Genomic DNA, 20,737 nt, shown 5'->3' on the forward strand with positions numbered 1-20,737 from the left:
TTTGTATGCTCCCTACGATATCTTCGCTTGCCGTCTAGCCGCTGTTTGAACTATTTAGAGTAAGATTTTAATGGTGAAACAAAAAAACAGAAAAACAGCGATCTGAATTTATCGAAAAGATAGATGCGGTGTGCATTATTTTGTGTCTATACTGATAAAAGCACTATGAAATTTCACTAAAAGCTGGAAAGCGTTTCGCAAATTAACAAGCTCAATTTCAATTATTGGTGCAAATCAGCTCTGTCGTGGTAAACTTCACGGCTAATCCAGAGATTAAAATTCAATGCATCAGGAGTAATAAATGGCCAGCAGAGGCGTAAATAAAGTAATTCTTATCGGTAACCTAGGACAAGATCCAGAAATCCGTTATATGCCTAACGGCGGAGCTGTGGCAAACCTGACTCTGGCAACTTCTGAAAGTTGGCGTGACAAGCAAACCGGTGAGATGCGTGAAAAAACCGAATGGCACCGCGTGGTTATTTTTGGCAAACTTGCTGAAGTCGCTGGTGAATACCTGAAGAAAGGTTCACAAGTCTATATCGAAGGTTCTCTGCAAACACGTAAATGGCAAGACCAAAGTGGTCAAGACCGTTATACGACAGAAGTTGTTGTGAATATCGGTGGCTCAATGCAAATGTTAGGTGGCCGTGGTGGTGATGCATCTTCACAAGGTCAGGGTGGCCAAGGTGGTTGGGGTCAACCTCAGCAGCCACAAGCAGCACAGCAATTTAGTGGCGGCGGAGCCCCTGCAGCACGTTCATCAGCGCCTGCTCCACAAACCAATGAACCACCAATGGACTTCGATGACGATATTCCGTTCTAATTGATTTACTAATTAGAATACATAAATAAAATAAAGGCTTCTTTGTGGAGCCTTTATTGTTTAATAAACAATAAAATTAAAATTATATATCCAGAAAATTATTTTTTTTTATTAATATGGTAAACTAAATATAAAACTAAAACCTTAAGGGTTTATTAATTTTAAATTAAGAGTTTCTTAAATGAATGGAAAATAAAAAAAGCCCCAGTAATTAACTTACATAGGGCTTTGTACTGGTCGCGTTATTAAAAAAGGAAATATAAATTTTATTTTCATATTAGCGTATCAAGCTACTTTAGGTTCCAGTAGTAATGGGTCATTTTGACTTTCACCGGACAGTCGGTAGATTGATGGTGATGTACCTAAATAAGCTCTAAATCGCTTCGCAAAAGATTGCTGGGAGTCAAATTGGTATTTTAATGCAATATCAATAACCTGGAGTTCAGTGGAGCATAGGTCTTTTGCGGCTTCACAGATCCTCCTTCGGCGAATATATTCACCTAAAGGCATACCAACGACTTTTCTAAATACTCTTTGTAAATGCCATTTTGTATATCCTGATTTTAGTGCGATATCATCAAGTAATAGACGACTGGTTAAGTTCATTTCAATCCAAACTAATATTTCATTAACAACTGTAGATTGAAATTCTGTGTATTTCCCATTGCAGGGAACAGGGATTTCTTTATACATAATATCTTCCTATTAGTTACTTTTTAATCTTATCCCTCATTCAGTCAATAGCCAATAAATAAATAGTAAACAAAGTTGAATACAGTTTGTTAATTGGCAAAATAGACAAAATACCGATTTTTAATTAGTTTATAGCCAGTGGAGTTTATCTTAAGAAAATATATTTATAGGGTTAATGGCTGACAATATAGGTAACGATTATACTCTCGAGTATAAAATAACGGTATAATGGCAAAAGTTATCATTGATGGCTTGGGATAAATTTCCGTAACATGAAAAAAACTCATCAAAATCGTAGTGGATCACTCATTGCTTGCACTTTAGCCCTTTTATGAGCTTCATAGGTATGTAGTAATAAGTTAGTAGTGCTGATTATATTAATCATATGATACCGCAGAAAATAATGTATTTTTCTCCATTAACCGCAGTCCCAATAACCACCAACCACAGAAAGAATAATCGCATTTTTGGAGATAAATAATGCAAGTGTTATGGTTAACCACCAAACGGATTTTGACATATATCCCTCTGTTTATTAATTAAAAATAAATTAGCTAATGTTTCCATCAAGGGCGAAATCCCTTGAGTTGGAGCAAAGGATACAACTTAAAGTTAACTTTAAGTCAAGGTTTTGTTGGGATTTTGAATGGTGATTAGTTCTATATTTTTTTATTTTGCTAGATAATATCTCTGAGTGAGTGGAGTGTGATGAATGTCGCAATTACCATTCCTTTGGAATAAAACAAGAAAAAATGATTGTCATGCTGGGAAATTTATGTTTTCTTAAGAAAAGAAATTGAAAAACAATAATCAAATAAATTAGACAGACTAAACAGGAAGAACCCGTGAACATGACTATTAATCACTCAAACCTACTACTAACCGCGCCACGTGCCGCGGTGGTCGTGCGTGTGGTGGTGGTCGTGGGCTTAGCGCCGTAACGGGTACAAATCAACGCAGATTTAGAAACCCCGCCGGCGCAAACCGAGCGGGGTTTTTTATCACTTCTCGCTCAAGTCCGCAGGCTAGCAAAGGATAATTATGATGAGCGAATCGGGCACCACAACACCACATAAAACCCGCTTTACGGGCGCAGAATTAATCGTACATTTACTGGAAAAACACGGTATTACCATCGTTTCTGGCATTCCTGGGGGAGCGGCTTTGCCTTTTTATGATGCATTAGGCCAAAGCCAGAAAATCCGTCATATACTGGCTCGCCATGAGCAAGGTGCAGGCTTTATTGCTCAGGGAATTGCGCGTACCACAGGGAAAGCTGCAGTTTGTATCTCTTCAAGTGGACCTGGGGCAACAAACTTAGTGACGGCTATTGCCGATGCAAAACTGGATTCTATCCCGTTGGTTTGCATTACGGCTCAAGTTTCTTCGTCAATGATTGGCACAGATGCTTTCCAAGAGGTTGATACCTATGGCATTTCGATTCCAGTAACGAAACATAATTATTTGGTTCGTAATATCAATGAATTGCCACAAGTGATTTGTGATGCTTTTCGTATTGCAGAGTCAGGCCGCCCTGGACCTGTTTGGATTGATATTCCAAAAGATGTTCAAACTGCCACAATTGAACTAACTGAAATACCAGAAGTATTACCGAAAGATAAAGCGCCTGCTTTTGACATGGAAAAAGTTCTGCAAGCGGCTGAAATGATTAATAACGCGAAACGTCCAATCTTGTATTTTGGTGGTGGGGTGATTAGTTCCGATTCCACAGAAACCGCAATCGCCTTTGCGGAAAAAGCCTCATTGCCAACCACCATGACCTTAATGGCACTTGGTACTATCCCGATGAGGCATCCGTTATATTTAGGTATGTTAGGTATGCACGCTGCGGCGAGTACTAACATGATAATGGAAGAATCGGATCTATTGATTGTTATAGGTGCACGCTTTGATGATAGGGCGATAGGCAAGGCAGAAAAATTTTGTCCTAACGCGAAAATCATCCATGTGGATATCGATAAAGCAGAAATCAGCAAAATTAAGCGTCCAGATATCGCTATTCATGCAGATGCAGGACAAATATTGGAATTGTTATTGCCTTTGGTTGAACGTAATGAGCGCGCTGATTGGGTGGCGCAAGTCAATCAATTAAAAGAGAAATATCCACTGAATTTCAGTGATGCGGATAACCCGCTGAATCACTATGGCTTAGTTCTGTCTACAGCACGTGCAGCAGGTGAAGATGCCATTGTGACAACGGATGTTGGTCAGCACCAAATGTGGGCAGCTCAAGCTTATCCTCTGTCTCGTCCACGTCAATGGCTGACATCAGGCGGGTTAGGTACCATGGGGTTTGGTCTGCCTGCTGCGATAGGCGCGGCGTTAGCAAAACCTGAAAAAACGATAGTGTGCTTCTCTGGTGATGGCAGTTTGATGATGAATATTCAAGAACTGGCAACCGCAGCGGAACATCAGTTAAATATCAAAATCATTTTAATGAATAACCAAGCATTAGGAATGGTTCATCAACAACAAGATTTATTTTTTGAAAACCGCATATTTGCTGCAGCTTATCCGTACCAAACTGACTTTATCAAAATTGCGGCAGGGTTCGGTTTGCAAACTTGCGATTTAAATAATGAAGCAGACCCTGAAATGGCGTTAGAAGCGATAATGAATACCAAAGGTCCATGTTTGATCCATGCCTTGATTGATGTTAATCAGAAGGTATATCCAATGGTTCCACCGGGTGCAGCTAACATTGATATGATTGGAGCGTAATTATGGTATTTGAACATCATCCGATTGCTTTAGAGCTAATTGTTCGTAACCACCCAGGTGTAATGTCACATATTTGTGGTTTATTTGCCCGTAGAGCATTTAACGTTGATGGCATTCTCTGTATGCCGATTAAAGATAAAGATGAAAGCCGTATATGGCTATTAGTACAAAAAGATGAGCGCTTGTCGCAAATGATTAACCAAGTTGAAAAACTAGAAGATGTTCGAGAAGTACGCTTTAGTGATGATTTGAGTCTTTTCGAAACAATGCAAAATTATTTACAGTAATTCTGAGATTAAGTTTTATGACCGAATAGCCCATTCAACTGTGTGGGCTATTTTTGTTTGATATTTAATCATAGTGATAAATGGGGTTTCCTAAAGCGAACGATGATGGTATAAATTCAGTTGCTGAACAATAATTTTTCGAATGTATTGTGGGTTTCTATTTGGTAAATTGAATAACAAACAGGTATGAATCTATGCAAAATAACATCTATTTATCGAACACTTATCAGTATGAAATCGAAACTTCCTTACTGGCGCAAGGAGGAGATGATGAGGGTTATTGGGTTGCTTTAAAAGATAATATTTTCCACCCACAGGGTGGTGGACAACCCATGGATACTGCTTGGGTGAATGATATCGCTGTTCGCATTAAGAAACACTCAAGTGGTTTAATTGTGGCATACTTACCAGAAAATGTCATTTTGAGCCAAGATAGCAATGTGGTTGCAAGGGTCGATAAGGAAAAACGTCAGCGTTATGCGGCGCTACATACTGCTGGTCACTTGTTGAATTGGGAATTACGTCGCTTTGGTTGGCTTGCACAAAAAGGCCATCACTTTCCTGATGAATCACGGGTGGAATTTAGCATGATGGAAGGGGATGTCACACCTTTTGAAGAGCTAGATAGCCAATACATTGAAGATATTGTTAACCAAAGCCTTCATAGTGGGCGAGCCGTTGCAATAAAGCAAAAGGGGGATTTGCGGATCAGCTATATCGACCAAACTGAAGAAATGCCTTGTGGTGGAACACATGTTTCTTCGCTAGATAACATTCAGCATTTTTCAATTAAGTCGATGAAATTTAAAAAGGGGACGTTGCGCATTAGTTATGATGCACAACATGCCGCAATTTAAACGCTATCACTAAGGTGAGAGTAAGTCATGACGACGGTTGCTTGCAGTTCTCCTTCCATACAGAGATAACTGTGTGGGAAATCACCACTGAAAGCATAAAAATCCCCCGCCTCTAAGACGACATTTTGGTCGTTATGCAGCCGTAACATGAGTGAGCCAGAATTCACCATAATGTGTTCGTGGGTTCCACTCATATGGGCGGGGCTATTAATGATAGCGCCTCTTTTCATGGTTAATTGCCAAATTTCAGAGATATTTCCCATGCTAATGCGAAACTTAAACTGTTGTGAATACTCTTTTTCATTGGGAGTGGCTTTGAGAAAATAGGGATAGGCCTCATGTTGCCGTGTAAACAGATCGCTTAGTGGAAAGCGCAGGGCAATGGCAATTGACTCTAATGTATCAATGCGTGGGTTTGAATCGCCAGATTCCAACTTGGATAAAGCCGCTTTCGAGATCCCCGATAGACGAGATAGCTCGTTTAGTGAAAGATCTCTTGCTTGCCTAAGTAAACGAATTTTCTGACCGATTTTTAAATTAATTTTTTTATCCACAATGTGTCTTTACCTGAATTTTAATTTATTGTGCTAGTTCTGTATCACTCAGTGAAGCAAATTATACACTCTTAGTTGTATATTGTATTTAAAGTGGCTATTTTGTTTTTTGATATAGATTTGAAATTTAAAATCCGACAAAAATAAAACTATTTTCTGTATTTGAAAGAACCTATAGTGAGGACGTTAAAAAACGTCTGGAGTTAAGGTCATGCCGTTTGAATTATTATCATTAGAAATGGCGATTTGTTTCTCAACGCTACTTTTTGCTTATTTGGTTTTTGGTATGGCGGGGTTTGGTTCGGCCCTCATAGCAACCCCTGTGTTAGCCATGTATTTGCCATTAAATATGATTGTTCCAATTCTTGCGCTAATTGATCTAACCGCCGCAGTTTTGAACTTATTTAAAGATGGTAAAAATGCAGATTATCAGGAAATTAAATGGATAATTCCATTAATGATAGTAGGGAGTTTAGTTGGCGCTGCGATTTTATTAAAAACACGCCCCGATATACTCGTATTATTACTTGGGTTATTTGTTGTAGGTTATGTATTACACGCATTCTTTTCTAAAAAATCAAAATTACCCTTTTCAAAGGCATTGGTTGTCCCATTTAGTTTAGTGGGCGGTGTTTTTAGTGCTTTATTTGGTAGTGGTGGTTTTATCTATGCCATGTATTTATCGAGCCGAATTGAAGATAAACAACGTTTTCGACTCACTCAAATGACGTTAATTGGGTTTAGCACGCTAACTCGAGTGGTGATATTTTTGGTGATGGGAGTGTATCTCAATTTGGATATTTTATTGATTGCTTTAGCTTTTTCTCCTGCTATGTTAATCGGTACGTGGGTTGGGCGGCATATAACATTAAAAATTTCACGTGAAAGTTTTTTAAAATTTATTAATGTTATTATTTTATTATCAGGTATTGCTCTGCTTTATCGATACTTTTTCGTCCTTTAAGTATTTAGAATATTAAAAATAGTTTTATAAAGATAAATAGCAGAATATATAGGTCGTGTTACAATCATCGCGAACATTATTGGTTTTACTAATAATGATGTGGTTTTTTATTTCTAATAACAATCTATTTTATGGAGTTAAAGTCTGTTGTTTTGTTAAAAAGAAACAGATTAATTTCAACATGAGCTCTGATAATCAGCGTTTACAACATTTTCGTCGTTCCCCATCCTTTGCTATTTTTACCATTACAATGAGTATTGCTGTCATTGGTATCGTTATTGGGCTAAGTATTCCAATGGTAGCGCTTAGGCTAAATAATTATGGTATCAATGAGTTGTATATTGGCATTATTTCAGCGGCACCTGCATTAGGCATGTTTTTAATTGCACCTGTCGTTCAACGTATTGTGCGTTGGTCAGGTAAGCGAAAAGCAATGCTATTAGCAACACTTGTTTCTGCTTTAAGTTTATTACCATTATTGAGTTCGTTGCCTCTTTGGTTATTATTTCCGTTACGGTTAGTAACAGGCTTAGCGAGTGGCGTGCTGATTTGTTTGGGAGAAACGTGGATTAATGAATTATCCCCTGAAAATAAACGGGGCCGTATTTTGGCAATTTACACCACTGTATTCACAGTAAGCCAGCTACTCGGGCCTTCCTTTATTGCTTATTATGGTGTGGAAGATAAATCCCCTTTATTGATTTGTACGTTGATCCATTTAATCTCTGTGGCGCTATTTATTTTAATGGACCAAAAAGTCGGTGATCGTTTAGCCGAAAATGCCGAAAAATCTAATTTTTCAATTGTTCAATTTGTGAAAATTGCACCGGGTATTTGTGGTGGAATTTTATTTTTTGCCTTTTTTGATGGAACCATTTTATCGATATTCCCAATTTATGGCATGGGAATGGGGCATACAGAGGCGGTTGCCGCGTTAATGATTAGCGCCATTCTTGCTGGGGATGCCATTATGCAACTTCCTTTTGGCTGGCTAGCAGACCATATGAATAGAGAAAAATTGTACCGAATCTGTGGCATTATCACACTTGCAGCCAGTCTATTATTGCCTTTCCTTATAACTCAACCTTATTTGATTTGGATATTACTGTTTGTCTTAGGGGCGACAGCAGGGGCAATTTATACTATTGCGTTGGTGCAAATCGGCCAATATTTCAAAGGGAACGAGTTGATCATTGCTAATGCTGCGGCTGCCATGCTGTGGGGAATTGGTAATTTATCAGGGCCACTACTTGCGGGAATTGCGACTTCAATCTCACCTGTAGGCTTACCGGTGTTATTGGTTCTGTCTGTGACTGTATTTTTATGGTTCACTCGAGAAAAATACAGTGCCCAAAAAGTTGAGCAAGTTACCCAATAAGCTCATTTGCGGTGCTCTACTCAGTCAGCGAGCACCGCAAATAAATTACTCAATAACTTTATACACAACGAGGTTTTCTCGGAATTCATCCGGCCGATGATTGTGCCAGAATAATTCCATGCCTTGCGGTGCAGGTTTAATCGTTTTTGAGAGTACAATTAGCCAGCGGCATTGTTCCGGTTTTTCAAACCGGTCTTGGCGTTGATGTAATACCCCAGTGTAGTAGTAGAGCATCGGTGCTTCAGATTCACCAATATTATCAGATGCCATACAATCATTTTCTGCAAATTGGCCAGTTAAATGCTGGTCTAAATCGACAAAAACCCCTTCGAAACCTTTTGCATAGTCTATCCACCCCAAAAATAAGGTTAAAATTATCCCCCAAACGGCACATAAGCCTAATAACCAGTTTTTCATCATCTGAAAAGCAGGTGGCATAAGGTTTGGAATAATTTTATTGCGTAAAAACCATACCAATGTAATCAACAGAGCACAGATAAATACAACGGGAGAAAATGACATTTGGTAGCTCATGGGGAGCCAGCGACCAAATGGAGCTAGCCATTCTTGCTGATAGCCAGCCAAAGAGATGAAATAGCAGGCCCATAAAAAAAGAATGAGTGCAGACCATAAAACAGCTGCAAAGCGGGCAATATTATTGAGGAGCTTTTCTGGGAAACAAAATAGTGTCTGGGTTCCTAATATGGCCATGGGGGCAATAAAAGGCAGTAAATATAACGCCCGACCAGAAGCTGAAATCTGTAAAAAAACAATACCTAATAAAGGAAATAGCGCTAATAGAAACTCGTTAGAATTAAATAAGCGCTTAACTGGGTGCCTTAGAAAATAAGCAACCGCCAGTAAACCAGACGGAAAGGCAAATAAGGAAACCGCTGCTGGGATACGGGTTAAATTGGCTTTTGCCCCTAATTTCTCAACCGAAAAACCAAAGAAGCGACCGATATTATTTTCCCAAAACCATACGATAAACAAATCAGGGTGTTGAAGGTACAGTTGGATAGGCCAAGGTAAAATAGCGATAAAGGCAATTAACCCTGCAGTTAAGCTGTATAACCAAAACTGCTTAGTTCGGCACTGGACGAGAAAAATTGGCGATAAAAATAGGCAAATCCAGAGAACACCTGGGATGAAAACGCCCTTTGACAGCATGGTGACGATGGTTCCAAGAGATAACCAAAGTGCAGACATGTGCATTTTTTGTTGTTGTATCAGCCCCAATAACCCGTACAAGCCAATAGTCGCCCCTGCCATTAGCGCAACATCGGTAAACATATCATGGCTATGCCTGATAATGCCGGGAGCGCAGGCATACAGTGCAAAAGCAACCCAAATACGGGTATCGGTGAAGTCTTTGGCATGGAAAAAACGGCGCGCTAAAAGAATAAAAAATGAAAAATTGATAACCGAAAAAATTAAGCTTGCACTACGAGCTGCATCATAAAGTGGCATCAGATTTGAAAGTAAATGAGAGGTAATAGTTGCAACCCAATAATAAAGCGGAGGTTTTTCCATAAATGGCTCACCCGCATTTGTGGGAACTAACCATTTACCTGTTTCATACATAGTGTGAATAATACCAAAACTATAATTTTCATCTTGCTTCCAAGGGCTATGACTATATATTCCTGGTAACAAATACATAGCAAGAAAACTAATGAAAAGTAATAAAATACTCCGCTGTAATATGATTAATGGTGCATTATTATTTGGCATTTTAATGTGTTTTTACTAAATTAAATTGAAACTATAACTGCAGTTGATAATAATTGAGATTATATACTTAAATATATATTTACTCAGTGGTTGATGGCTGTTTTTTTATAAAAAACAATAGGAAACGTATTTTTAGGTACATTTAAAATGACGCATATTACCACCAATAAATAAAATTTCAGCTATTCGTTTTGTAAGAGGATGTTCTAGAATTATATCAAAAAAATAACCGTACTCTTTAAACAGAGACTATATGAAAGGTATTTAGCTATTCTTACGTAACGTAAATGTAACGAAAAATAATCATTATTTAAAAATAATGTTCATTGCATAATAATCTGTATGTTTGGGTATTAAAAAAGATCAAGCAGGCAAGAAATGCTAAAAATGCTTGATCATTTCCCCTATTTAGAATGATAATTGCACCCCTCACAATATGTTTTATTCTAATTTTAAAGCCAAACGATTGCGTAGCTGTTTTCATTGGGGGTTTTTCCCCAGTTAGTTTGTTTTTTTCTGAAAAACGTAATCGTTTACGTCAATGTATAGGTTAGTTGTTAGCAGTATTTGAGAGCTTTCGTTTTCCATTAACAGCAGAGGTATACCATGTCAGGCCAACAGGCTTCATCCAGTTGCAAATTGGATTCATTTTTTAAGATAACAGCGCGCGGTTCTTCTGTTCGCCGTGAAATCATTGCAGGGTTAACCACATTCTTAGCGATGGTTTATTCTGTCATCGTTGTACCTGGCATGTTAGGGCAAGCAGGGTTTCCTCCAACCGCGGTCTTTATTGCAACTTGCTTAGTGGCGGGTTTTGGTTCTTTATTGATGGGGTTATGGGCCAACTTACCGATGGCAATTGGTTGTGCAATTTCACTCACTGCATTTACGGCATTCAGTCTGGTGCTAGGCCAGCAAATTAGCATTCCTGTGGCACTGGGCGCTGTATTCTTAATGGGGTGTTTATTCACCATTATTTCGGTTACAGGTATTCGTAGTTGGATTTTACGCAATATGCCAATGGGGATTGCACATGGTACAGGTATTGGTATCGGTTTATTTTTACTGTTGATCGCAGCGAATGGGGTAGGTTTAGTGATCAAAAACCCAAATGCCGGCCTACCTGTTGCTCTAGGGGAATTTACGTCTTTCCCTGTCTTGATGTCACTCATTGGGTTAGCGGTCATTTTTGGTTTAGAAAAACGTCGTGTTCCGGGTGGCGTACTCCTTGTTATTATTGCGATTTCAATTATTGGTTTAATTTTTGATCCTGCGGTGAAATATCAGGGCTTCTTCAAGTTGCCTTCATTGGGTGATGATGGGCTCTCATTGGTTTTTAATATGGATATCATGGGTGCATTACAGCCAATGGTATTGCCAAGCTTGCTTGCATTAGTGATGACAGCCGTTTTTGATGCCACAGGCACTATCCGCGCAGTGGCGGGGCAAGCGAATTTATTGGATAAAGACGGCCAAATTATTGATGGTGGTAAAGCATTAACAGCGGACTCCGTGAGCAGTATTTTTGCGGGGGCGATTGGCGCATCTCCTGCGGCGGTATATATTGAATCTGCGGCAGGTACCGCTGCGGGTGGCCGTACCGGTTTAACCGCAGTGGTGGTTGGCGTACTATTCTTATTGATTCTCTTTTTATCGCCACTCTCTTATTTAGTGCCTGCTTATGCAACGGCTCCTGCATTGATGTATGTTGGGCTTTTAATGCTCAGTAATGTCTCTAAGCTAGATTTCGACGATTTTGTGGATTCAATGTCTGGCTTATTATGCGCGGTGTTCATTGTTCTGACTTGTAATATTGTCACGGGTATCATGTTGGGCTTTGCTGCTTTGGTTATCGGCCGTATTTGTGCAGGTGAATGGCGTAAATTGAATATTGGTACTGTCATTATTGCGGTACTTTTAGTGGTATTTTATGCTTCAGGGTTGGCAATCTAAAGTGAATTGCTTCAGGAAGGTGGCTGGCATTGCCACCTTTTTAACTTATTGTATTAATTAATCGTAAAGTCTCAATTTTTTCCCCGAAAATGGATAGCTAGGGATAAAATAGAAAGAAGGCAGTTAATCAAGTGGCTGTGTATGATTTCCACTGGTGGCTGGCTTGGTCTCAATTATCATGGTCTGGACGGTGCTATCTCTTACTATGCGGCGGCAGGCAAAATTTTAGGTTCTAGTCGCTAGGTTAATTCAGTAAGGGCAACATGGAAATTTTCTTTACTATTCTTATTTTGATTTTAGCTGTCTCTGTTTCAGGGGTTGCCGCTAAAATTCTTCCTATTCGTATTCCTCTTCCTCTCATTCAAATCGCGATTGGTGCACTATTGGCTTGGCCACAATTTGGCCTACATGTCACCTTTGACCCAGAACTTTTTATGGTTCTATTGATCCCACCTCTGTTGTTTGTTGATGGGTGGAAAACACCAACACGTGAGTTCTTTCAAAACGGCCGAGAAATTTTTATTTTAGTGTTGGTTCTCGTATTGGTTACGGTTATTGGGATCGGCTATTTAATTTATTGGTTGATGCCAGGTATTCCATTGATTGCTGCGTTTGCTCTCGCGGCTGTGTTATCGCCTACTGACGCCGTTGCATTATCTTCCATTGTTGGAAAAGGGCGTATCCCTAAGCGGATGATGAGCGTTCTGGAAGGGGAGGCATTGATGAATGATGCCTCTGGCCTAGTTGCATTGAAATTTGCAGTTGCAATTGCCATGGGAACCATGGTGTTTAGTGCCTCTGGCGTGACCATTGAATTTTTCAAAGTTGCGATCGGTGGGCTACTCGCAGGTATTATCGTGACTTGGCTGTACAGTAAATCGTTACGTTTAATGAGCCGTTGGAGCGGTGATGACCCCGCGACCCAAATTGTGTTTATGTTATTGCTACCATTTGCCTCATACATGATTGCAGAACATATTGGTTTTTCAGGCATTTTAGCCGCGGTAGCAGCGGGTATGACCATCACAAAATCTGGGGTTATCCGTAATGCGCCATTAGCAATGAGGCTACGTGCTGATAGCGTTTGGTCGATGCTTGAGTTTGTCTTTAACGGATTAGTCTTCATTATGTTAGGGCTTCAATTGCCCGGTATTTGGGAAACGTCTGTTATCCAAGCGGATCTCGATCCAAGCGTAGAAACGTGGATGCTATTTGCCGCGGTGGCAATTATCTATTTTGCTCTACTGCTATTGCGTTTCTGTTGGCTATGGTTGATGAAAAGGTTTAGCCGTTTATTCTTAAAGAAAAAACCGCTGCAGTTCGCTAACTACACTGTACGTGAGCTTTGGCTCGCCTCTTTTGCAGGGGTACGCGGAGCAATCACCTTAGCAGGTGTGCTCTCTATTCCGTTATTTTTAACGGATGGTTCGCCATTCCCTGCCCGTTACCAGTTAGTATTTATTGCCGCAGGGGTTATCTTATTTTCCATTTTTGCAGGTGTGGTCGCTTTACCGCTTCTGCTGCGTAATTTTAAAGTGGGCGACAAAGAAGCGGATGCCAATGAAATTCGAATGGCAAAAGCTGCCATGGCTGAAGTGGCGATTGTCAGCTTAAATAAAATGCAGGAACGTTTATCTGCTGACGTTGATGAAAAACTCGATTCAGAAGATATCAGTGAAGTCGCTTCCCGTGTGACGGGGTATTTAAGACGGCGTACGGCAGGGCAAGATGAAATTGACCATAATTTGCTGATAGAAGACCTTGAACGACGTTTTCGTTTAACGGCACTACGTGCAGAGCGTGGTGAGCTTTATCACTTGCGTGCTACCAAGAAAATCAGTAATGAGACGCTACAAACGTTATTGGTCGATCTGGATTTATTGGAAGCCGTCTTGATCGAAAAAGAGCATTAAAACCAAAAAGCGAGTATTCTAGCCAACATTCTTAAGTTTGGGGCGAAATACAGCATATGTGGTTACTTGTTATTACGACGCTGCTTTGGGCAGCGTCGTTTAGTCTTATCGGCGAATACCTTGCGGGCCAAGTCGATAGTTGGTTCTCAGTATTAGCGCGGGTCGCACTGGCTTCGCTAGTTTTTTTACCTTTCCTACGTTGGCGGCAGTTTAGCGCTAAAGTGATTTCGCTCTATATGCTAGTGGGCGCTTGCCAACTTGGCATCATGTACCTGTTTGTATTCCATGCTTATCAATACCTTACTGTTGCTGAATTTTTGCTTTTTACAGTGTTAACACCGCTATATGTCACGTTAATTTATGACTTATTAGAGCGGCAGAAGCTGCGTAAAGGTTACCTGTTTAGCTCACTATTAGCGGTGATTGGCGCAGCAATTATTCGTTATGACCATTTGAGTGAATCTTTTTGGTTAGGTTTACTTTTTGTGCAGTTGGCAAATATCTTTTTTGCGATTGGACAGGTGGGGTATAAACGACTGATGGAGATACATCCGATCCCTCAACATCAGGCTTTCTCATGGTTTTACCTTGGTGCAACGCTAGTTGCATTGCTTGGATGGCTGCTATTTGGTAATAAATCAATGATGCCCACAACAACGCTCCAGTGGGGGGTCTTATTGTGGTTGGGCATTGCGGCTTCAGGCATTGGTTACTTTATGTGGAACTATGGTGCAACCAAAGTGGATGCTGGAACCCTTGCTATTATGAATAACATGATGGTCCCAGCGGGGTTATTAGTTAATTTTGTTATCTGGCAACAGCATCCAGATTGGCTGAGTTTTACCATAGGGTCGAGCCTGATAGTTGCTTCTCTTTGGGTGCATAAGCGTTGGATCCTTTCGCGGCCTTCACATAAGACAAGTACTCCACAGCGTGATCCGTCGTCGCCTCAGTAAATGCTTCAATAGCTGGCTGGCGTTGCTCTCCTTCACGGCAGGCCGCATACAGCCGGCTCCATAAACCGCTACCCAAAGTTTTGGTTTTTACTAATCCTTGTTTTTCAAATGAATCAACCGCCCAGTGAGGAAGTGCTGCGATCCCCATTTTTGCTGCAACCATTTGAATCAAAATCAATGTATTATCGACATTTTTCACGTTGGGTGACACACCCGCAGGTTGCAGAAAATGGCGCCACACATCGAAGCGATCCCGTTGTACTGGGTAGATAAGCAACGTTTCATCTGCCAAATCATGGGGTTCAATATGTGGTTTCTTGGCTAGAGGGTGGTCATTTGCCACAATCAGCTTCACTTCATAATCAAACATTGGCGTATAGTGGATGCCTTGATCTGGCAAAATGTCAGAGGTCATCACAATATCCAATTCCCTTGAGAGCAATTCAGGTTGTGGGTCGAACGCTACCCCAGATTTAAAATCCACACTAACTTGTGGCCAAGTTTGCCTGAATTGTTGTAGTGCAGGGGTCAGCCACTGAATGCAGCTATGGCATTCAATGGCGATGCGTAACGCACAAACTCCAGGCTCATTACATACTCGAATGGCGTTTTTCACTAATGGCAGAACTTGTTGTGCCAATTGTAATAAAACTTCCCCTTGTGGCGTAAAGCGTAAAGGTTGGCTTTTACGAATAAATAACCGGAAACCTAGCCGATGCTCTAAATCACTAAATTGGTGTGATAAAGCTGACTGTGTCTGGTGCAAGTGTGTTGCTGTTGCCGCTAATGAACCGTATTGGCTGAGCGCTTGCAATGTTTTTAGATGTTTTAATTCGATCATGAGAAACCTTCACGGTGACAATGAAAAATTTGCGCTTGTGCTTTATACAGTACCTGTTGATTATGGATGTGTAAACATCTAGACGGCTAAATATTTTAAGGGGGCAATATGTCTGTTATAAATCATACACTTGGTTTTCCTCGTGTCGGTCTAAAAAGAGAGCTAAAACGTGCACAAGAAGATTATTGGGCAGGTAAGATTGACCAAGCCGCGCTATTAGAAACCGGTTATCAGTTACGTGCGCGCCATTGGCAACAACAAAAAAGTGCAGGTGTTGAGTTATTACCCGTTGGTGATTTCGCTTGGTATGACCAAGTGCTGACAACCAGTTTGCTATTGGGCAATGTGCCGCCACGCCATCAAAATGAAGATGGTTCGATTGATTTAGATACCTTATTTCGAGTTGCTCGCGGTCGCGCACCAACGGGCAAACCTGCTCCAGCAGGTGAGATGACGAAGTGGTTTAATACGAACTACCACTACATCGTGCCTGAATTTCAAAAGGGGCAACAATTTTCCCTGTCTTGGACACAGTTGTTTGACGAAGTTGATGAGGCGTTAGCATTAGGCCACAAGGTAAAACCCGTTATCATTGGCCCTATAACCTACCTCTGGTTAGGTAAAGTGAAAGGGGAACCATTTGACCGCTTATCATTACTGAATGAATTACTACCTGTTTATCAGGAGATCTTGTCGCGCTTAGCAGAAAAAGGCCTTGAGTGGGTGCAAATCGATGAGCCCGTATTAGTGTTAGATTTACCAGAGCAATGGCAGCAAGCTTATCAGCAGGCTTATCAAGCGCTGTCAGGTTACATAAAGCTGTTGTTAACCACCTATTTTGATGGTGTGAGCCACCATTTAGACTTGATTAAGCAATTGCCAGTGCAAGGTTTACATGTTGATGTGGTCGCAGGCGCTGATGATATTGAAAAACTACACCAAGTGCTACCAGCAGACTGGGTGTTATCACTGGGAATTATTAATGGTCGTAATGTATGGAAGGCTGACTTAGGGGAAAAATTTTTACGGGTGAAGCCACTCTTAGGTCATCGTGATATATGGGTCGGGACGTCATGTTCATTGCTGCATAGCCCAATCGACTTAAATGATGAGACACGTTTAGATGCGGAAGTAAAAAGCTGGTTTGCTTTTGCTGTCCAAAAATGCGAAGAACTTGCCCTGTTAACAAAAGCGTTAAATCAGCCAACAGACAGCCACATTGCTGAATTAGAGACATACAGCGCACCTATTCGAGCACGTAAAACATCAACTCGTGTGAATAATGCATCAGTGGCTCAGCGTTTGGCGGCTATTAGTGAAGGGGATACCGAGCGTTATAGCCCGTATCCACAGCGGGCAGTGCGCCAACGTCAACGCTTTAACTTACCATTATGGCCGACCACCACGATTGGTTCTTTCCCACAAACCAGTGAAATTAGAACGCTACGTTTAGACTTCAAAAAAGGGAATGTGGATAAAACCTACTATCGCACCAATATTAGTGAGCACATTAAGCAAGCCATTAAAGAACAAGAAATTTTAGGTATCGATGTCCTTGTGCATGGTGAAGCTGAACGTAATGACATGGTGGAATATTTCGGGGAGCACTTTGATGGTTATGTATTTACCCAAAATGGTTGGGTACAAAGTTATGGCTCCCGCTGTGTAAAACCCCCTGTAATTATTGGTGATATTAGTCGGCCAGAGGCGATAACCGTGGAGTGGGCAAAATACGCTCAGTCTTTAACGGAGAAACCGGTCAAAGGGATGTTAACAGGCCCAGTAACGATTCTGTGCTGGTCATTCCCACGTGAAGACGTTAGCCGTGAAACCATCGCCAAGCAAATCGCATTAGCGCTACGCGATGAAGTGGATGACTTACAAAAAGCGGGGATCGGCATTATTCAAATCGATGAGCCTGCACTGCGTGAAGGGTTGCCATTGCGTCGAGACGAGTGGGGGGCTTACCTCAAATGGGCGGTTGATGCCTTCAAACTCAGTGCGGCGGTTGCCGATGATGACACGCAAATTCACACCCATATGTGCTATTGCGAGTTCAATGACATCATGGATTCTATTGCGGCGCTGGATGCTGACGTGATCACTATCGAAACATCACGCTCGGATATGGATTTGTTGGACGCATTTGAACATTTTGATTATCCAAATGAAATTGGGCCCGGCGTCTATGATATTCACTCACCAAATGTACCGAATGTGGAATGGATTGTTGCATTATTAAGAAAGGCGGCGAAGCGTGTTCCGGTTGAGCGTTTATGGGTTAACCCAGATTGCGGCTTGAAAACGCGAGGCTGGCCAGAAACTCGCCAGGCATTAGCCAACATGGTAGAGGCAGCGAAACAACTTAGAAACGAACACTAAAATTTAAGTTGGCGAGTTATAGAGGGCGGAGAAACCTGCCCTTTTTGTTTTCCGCATTATTAGTTAAAGATGAAGTTTAATAACTAAACAATTACTGATATATATTTTATTTAGTTGGTTTATGTGCAGGGATAACATTGAAAGTTGTTAAATTATCAGGGAGTTAATATGTTAAAAAAATATATAAAAAAACATTAATACCAGCGAGTACAGTTGCACTTTTCTTCGCTGCCTCATTTGGTGTACAGGCTCAAGGGGACAATCACATTATCGAAACAACGGCGGGTAAAGTTCAAGGTAGCACGCAACAGACACTAGTCGTGTGGACAGGAATACCCTATGCACAGGCTCCAGTTGGGGAATTACGTTGGAAAAAACCGATACCAGCAAGTCAATGGCAAGGCATTTTTGATGCAACAAAACCTGCCACAGATTGCATTCAAATCAGTAAAACTGGGCCTACAGGGGCCGAAGATTGTTTGAATCTTAATGTTTATCGTCCTGATAATAACCAGCAAAATCTTCCGGTACTATTTTATTTGCATGGTGGAAATAACCAAACGGGAGCTTCCAGCGAATTTAACCCTCAGGTCGTTGCAACCGAATTGAATGCCGTGATTGTCACGGTTAATTATCGCCTCGGTGCATTGGGTTTTAACCCGATCCAAGCGCTTAATACCGGTGATAAAGTCGAAGATTCAGGAAACTATGCCTTACTTGATATTAAGCTCTCATTAGACTGGGTAAAAGAAAATGTTGCGGCATTCGGTGGTAATCCAAATAACATCACCATTTCCGGTTTTTCTGCGGGGGGGCGTAATGTTATGGCAATGCTGATCTCTCCAATATTTGATAGATCATTCAATAAAGCGATTGTATTTAGCGGGGGTATGACCACTTCAGATAAGGAGCAAGCAGAACAGATCTTTGCAGATAGGCTGGCTAAACTTGTTGTTAGGGATAATAAAAAGCCTACGCTAGATTCAGCGAAAGAATGGGTTCTAAGTCGTTCGCCTGAACTGAAGGCTTATCTCTATCAATTATCTGCAGCAGATCTTGCGAGTTTATTTGGTGATGCAGGCATTCGTATGTCACATTTCCCACACCTTTATCGTGATGGGGTCGTCCTGCCTAAAAATGGCTTTGAAACAGATAAATACCATTCAGTGCCAATTATCATGGTCACAGGACAAGGTGAGTTTTCGTTATTTGCTTTGGGTGATAAGCGCTTTGCGAGTGCAAGTAAAAATCATACTCTGTTCTCCAACACAACGCTTTTAAATCAATATAACTTTGCGAATAAATACGGAAGTCTGTTGTATAGTCTATTTAATGTGAATCAATCGGCACAAAAGATGTACCCACATTATAATGCGCCAATTTATGGCATTGAGTTTGGTATAGGGAACAATGAATTAGTTACGGGTAGTGAACTTGTTCCGTTAGGGACTTTCCACGGTATTTTTTTAGTACTATGGGATAAAACTAAGTTTAGTCCATTTACTCAGCAATTAGTGACGTTAAACGGTACTAAAGATGTAAGGCAAAAATTCAATGGTTATCTCGCTAATTTTTTGATTAATGGAGAACCATCCCTTGAAGGACAAGTGGTATGGAAACGTTGGACACCGGAAAATGAGCAAGCAGGTGAGTCATTATTGGTTATCGATGAGAATAAAGAAAAATCAATAATTTATATGAGTAATAAGCCATATAAATATCAGGATGTTATTGATTCAATTGAGCAGGATAATACCGTAACAGCAAAAGACAAGCAGGAAATTGTCTCTCAAGTACTGAATGGACGCTGGTTTAGTGAACCTTTAGATGCGTATTTTAATCAACAAACGGCGCAATAAATAATTATTGGTAAATTGTGTGATTGATAAGCCCAAAGCTTGGGCTTATCAAGTGAAGTATTAACCAAATAATTTAGATTTCAGTAAGTTCATACCGATAGAAGCCAAATCGAGGTTTTCTGGGACTTCGCCATTGGGTGTGGCGCTATCAACTAACTGAGGAAGATATTTAGCAATCATTTCTGAGGTTGCTTGAGGCTCTAAGCCAACCTGTTGAGCTAATTCCTGGATATTCGCATTTCCAAAAACTTGCATTAATTGGCTAGCATCGATAGGTAAATTATTCCCTTCACTGATCCACGATGCAATAACACCACCTAAGCCTTGTTCGTTAAATTTTTCGATAACACCTTGAAGGCCACCTTGCTCCTCAACCCAGTTTATTACTGATTGAAATTGCTGCATTTTATCGCCTGCAACCATACCCATCATTTGCTCAAATAACCCCATGTTATCTCCTAGGCAATCAGCCAATTCATGCTCTCATCCATAGTATGGAGCATTATTCATAAAATTGTAGTCGGCTATTTTCAGCAATTTGAGTTTTAGGTCAATAGAAATGATGCATTGAATATAGCTCAGTAGAGAAAAAAGGTTTTTCATTTGTGAATTAAACGTGAATAAACATAACGTGCATCACATTTTTTATCACATTATTCTGTGAAAGCTTGTTTCAGGTGTCTTTGCTTTTATTTTGTTTTAATTCAATTGGTTATATTTTAATTGTTTGTTTTTTATATTATCTCAAATGTGATGTTAGTCATGTGTTTGTGAATTTTATTATGTGAGAATTCACAACAG

General features: G+C 40.5%; 17 protein-coding genes. 12 read left to right on the forward strand and 5 right to left on the reverse strand.

What is annotated here, in order from left to right; translation table 11 throughout:
- Positions 1-301: 301 nt before the first annotated feature.
- Complete coding sequence (locus tag M0M83_RS02665) at positions 302-823, forward strand: single-stranded DNA-binding protein (RefSeq protein WP_125892829.1); 522 nt, start codon at positions 302-304, stop codon at positions 821-823.
- Positions 824-1,108: 285 nt separating this feature from the next.
- Here the strand turns inward: M0M83_RS02665 and M0M83_RS02670 are convergent, their stop codons facing one another.
- Positions 1,109-1,516, reverse strand: coding sequence for a helix-turn-helix domain-containing protein (locus M0M83_RS02670; protein WP_102139104.1), 408 nt, complete (start codon positions 1,514-1,516; stop codon positions 1,109-1,111).
- 851 nt (positions 1,517-2,367) lie between these two features.
- Between M0M83_RS02670 and ivbL the strand changes: the two genes are divergently transcribed.
- From ivbL to M0M83_RS02690, 4 genes are all read left to right on the forward strand, one after another.
- Positions 2,368-2,457 (forward strand): ilvB operon leader peptide IvbL, encoded by a 90-nt coding sequence (gene ivbL, locus M0M83_RS02675; protein ID WP_413776238.1) that lies wholly within the window; start codon positions 2,368-2,370, stop codon positions 2,455-2,457.
- A gap of 103 nt (positions 2,458-2,560) precedes the next feature.
- A complete protein-coding gene (gene ilvB / locus M0M83_RS02680; RefSeq protein WP_248468411.1) occupies positions 2,561-4,258 on the forward strand; it encodes an acetolactate synthase large subunit in 1,698 nt (565 codons plus the stop codon).
- 2 nt (positions 4,259-4,260) lie between these two features.
- Positions 4,261-4,545: an acetolactate synthase small subunit gene (gene ilvN, locus M0M83_RS02685; RefSeq protein ID WP_125892816.1), complete on the forward strand. Its 285-nt coding sequence runs from the start codon at positions 4,261-4,263 to the stop codon at positions 4,543-4,545.
- Positions 4,546-4,739: 194 nt separating this feature from the next.
- On the forward strand, positions 4,740-5,402 hold the full coding sequence (locus M0M83_RS02690) for a hypothetical protein (protein ID WP_213913986.1): 663 nt from the start codon (positions 4,740-4,742) through the stop codon (positions 5,400-5,402).
- Here the strand turns inward: M0M83_RS02690 and M0M83_RS02695 are convergent.
- Positions 5,399-5,956, reverse strand: a complete 558-nt coding sequence (locus M0M83_RS02695; protein WP_213913984.1) for a helix-turn-helix domain-containing protein — start codon at positions 5,954-5,956, stop codon at positions 5,399-5,401. The two genes, M0M83_RS02690 and M0M83_RS02695, sit on opposite strands and share 4 nt — an antisense overlap.
- Before the next feature lie 211 nt (positions 5,957-6,167).
- Here M0M83_RS02695 and M0M83_RS02700 point away from each other — a divergent pair, with 211 nt between their 5' ends.
- The gene (locus tag M0M83_RS02700) at positions 6,168-6,920 is read left to right on the forward strand and encodes a sulfite exporter TauE/SafE family protein (protein WP_102139097.1); all 753 of its coding nucleotides are present in this window, start codon (positions 6,168-6,170) and stop codon (positions 6,918-6,920) included.
- A 94-nt stretch (positions 6,921-7,014) separates the two neighbouring features.
- The gene (locus M0M83_RS02705; RefSeq protein ID WP_336432054.1) at positions 7,015-8,298 is read left to right on the forward strand and encodes an MFS transporter; all 1,284 of its coding nucleotides are present in this window, start codon (positions 7,015-7,017) and stop codon (positions 8,296-8,298) included.
- Between the two features lie 45 nt (positions 8,299-8,343).
- Here the strand turns inward: M0M83_RS02705 and M0M83_RS02710 are convergent, their stop codons facing one another.
- Positions 8,344-10,032 carry a hypothetical protein gene (locus M0M83_RS02710; protein ID WP_248467564.1) on the reverse strand — a complete coding sequence of 563 codons (1,689 nt, stop codon included), beginning with the start codon at positions 10,030-10,032 and terminating at the stop codon, positions 8,344-8,346.
- A 606-nt stretch (positions 10,033-10,638) separates the two neighbouring features.
- On the opposite strand from M0M83_RS02710, the gene M0M83_RS02715 reads away from it, so the two are divergent.
- The 3 genes from M0M83_RS02715 to M0M83_RS02725 all read left to right on the forward strand — a co-directional run bounded on the left by M0M83_RS02715 (position 10,639) and on the right by M0M83_RS02725 (position 14,854).
- A complete protein-coding gene (locus tag M0M83_RS02715; RefSeq protein WP_004260863.1) occupies positions 10,639-11,985 on the forward strand; it encodes an NCS2 family permease in 1,347 nt (448 codons plus the stop codon).
- Between the two features lie 263 nt (positions 11,986-12,248).
- Positions 12,249-13,898: a Na+/H+ antiporter gene (locus M0M83_RS02720; protein ID WP_125892807.1), complete on the forward strand. Its 1,650-nt coding sequence runs from the start codon at positions 12,249-12,251 to the stop codon at positions 13,896-13,898.
- Positions 13,899-13,954: 56 nt separating this feature from the next.
- Positions 13,955-14,854, forward strand: coding sequence for a carboxylate/amino acid/amine transporter (locus M0M83_RS02725; protein ID WP_213913980.1), 900 nt, complete (start codon positions 13,955-13,957; stop codon positions 14,852-14,854).
- Here M0M83_RS02725 and metR read toward each other — a convergent pair.
- Positions 14,739-15,695: an HTH-type transcriptional regulator MetR gene (gene metR / locus M0M83_RS02730; protein WP_248467565.1), complete on the reverse strand. Its 957-nt coding sequence runs from the start codon at positions 15,693-15,695 to the stop codon at positions 14,739-14,741. The two genes, M0M83_RS02725 and metR, sit on opposite strands and share 116 nt — an antisense overlap.
- 108 nt (positions 15,696-15,803) lie before the next feature.
- On the opposite strand from metR, the gene metE reads away from it, so the two are divergent.
- Both metE and M0M83_RS02740 read left to right on the forward strand, forming a co-directional pair.
- Positions 15,804-18,077: a 5-methyltetrahydropteroyltriglutamate--homocysteine S-methyltransferase gene (gene metE, locus M0M83_RS02735; RefSeq protein ID WP_248467566.1), complete on the forward strand. Its 2,274-nt coding sequence runs from the start codon at positions 15,804-15,806 to the stop codon at positions 18,075-18,077.
- Between the two features lie 320 nt (positions 18,078-18,397).
- Positions 18,398-19,936 (forward strand): carboxylesterase family protein, encoded by a 1,539-nt coding sequence (locus M0M83_RS02740; RefSeq protein WP_248467567.1) that lies wholly within the window; start codon positions 18,398-18,400, stop codon positions 19,934-19,936.
- Between the two features lie 60 nt (positions 19,937-19,996).
- Here M0M83_RS02740 and M0M83_RS02745 read toward each other — a convergent pair whose 3' ends face one another.
- A complete protein-coding gene (locus tag M0M83_RS02745) occupies positions 19,997-20,386 on the reverse strand; it encodes a YidB family protein (RefSeq protein ID WP_004260854.1) in 390 nt (129 codons plus the stop codon).
- Positions 20,387-20,737 lie beyond the last annotated feature (351 nt).

This window comes from Providencia rettgeri (genome assembly GCF_023205015.1).
GTDB classification, from domain to species: domain Bacteria; phylum Pseudomonadota; class Gammaproteobacteria; order Enterobacterales; family Enterobacteriaceae; genus Providencia; species Providencia rettgeri_E.

Coding starts and splice junctions, on each gene's coding strand:
- ivbL (WP_413776238.1), top strand. CDS start 2,368: ATGACTATTAATCACTCAAACCTACTACTAACCGCGCCACGTGCCGCG.
- M0M83_RS02745 (WP_004260854.1), bottom strand. CDS start 20,386: ATGGGGTTATTTGAGCAAATGATGGGTATGGTTGCAGGCGATAAAATG.
- metE (WP_248467566.1), top strand. CDS start 15,804: ATGTCTGTTATAAATCATACACTTGGTTTTCCTCGTGTCGGTCTAAAA.
- ilvB (WP_248468411.1), top strand. CDS start 2,561: ATGAGCGAATCGGGCACCACAACACCACATAAAACCCGCTTTACGGGC.
- M0M83_RS02720 (WP_125892807.1), top strand. CDS start 12,249: ATGGAAATTTTCTTTACTATTCTTATTTTGATTTTAGCTGTCTCTGTT.
- M0M83_RS02670 (WP_102139104.1), bottom strand. CDS start 1,516: ATGTATAAAGAAATCCCTGTTCCCTGCAATGGGAAATACACAGAATTT.
- M0M83_RS02690 (WP_213913986.1), top strand. CDS start 4,740: ATGCAAAATAACATCTATTTATCGAACACTTATCAGTATGAAATCGAA.
- M0M83_RS02715 (WP_004260863.1), top strand. CDS start 10,639: ATGTCAGGCCAACAGGCTTCATCCAGTTGCAAATTGGATTCATTTTTT.
- M0M83_RS02700 (WP_102139097.1), top strand. CDS start 6,168: ATGCCGTTTGAATTATTATCATTAGAAATGGCGATTTGTTTCTCAACG.
- M0M83_RS02710 (WP_248467564.1), bottom strand. CDS start 10,032: ATGCCAAATAATAATGCACCATTAATCATATTACAGCGGAGTATTTTA.
- M0M83_RS02665 (WP_125892829.1), top strand. CDS start 302: ATGGCCAGCAGAGGCGTAAATAAAGTAATTCTTATCGGTAACCTAGGA.
- metR (WP_248467565.1), bottom strand. CDS start 15,695: ATGATCGAATTAAAACATCTAAAAACATTGCAAGCGCTCAGCCAATAC.
- ilvN (WP_125892816.1), top strand. CDS start 4,261: ATGGTATTTGAACATCATCCGATTGCTTTAGAGCTAATTGTTCGTAAC.
- M0M83_RS02705 (WP_336432054.1), top strand. CDS start 7,015: ATGATGTGGTTTTTTATTTCTAATAACAATCTATTTTATGGAGTTAAA.
- M0M83_RS02725 (WP_213913980.1), top strand. CDS start 13,955: ATGTGGTTACTTGTTATTACGACGCTGCTTTGGGCAGCGTCGTTTAGT.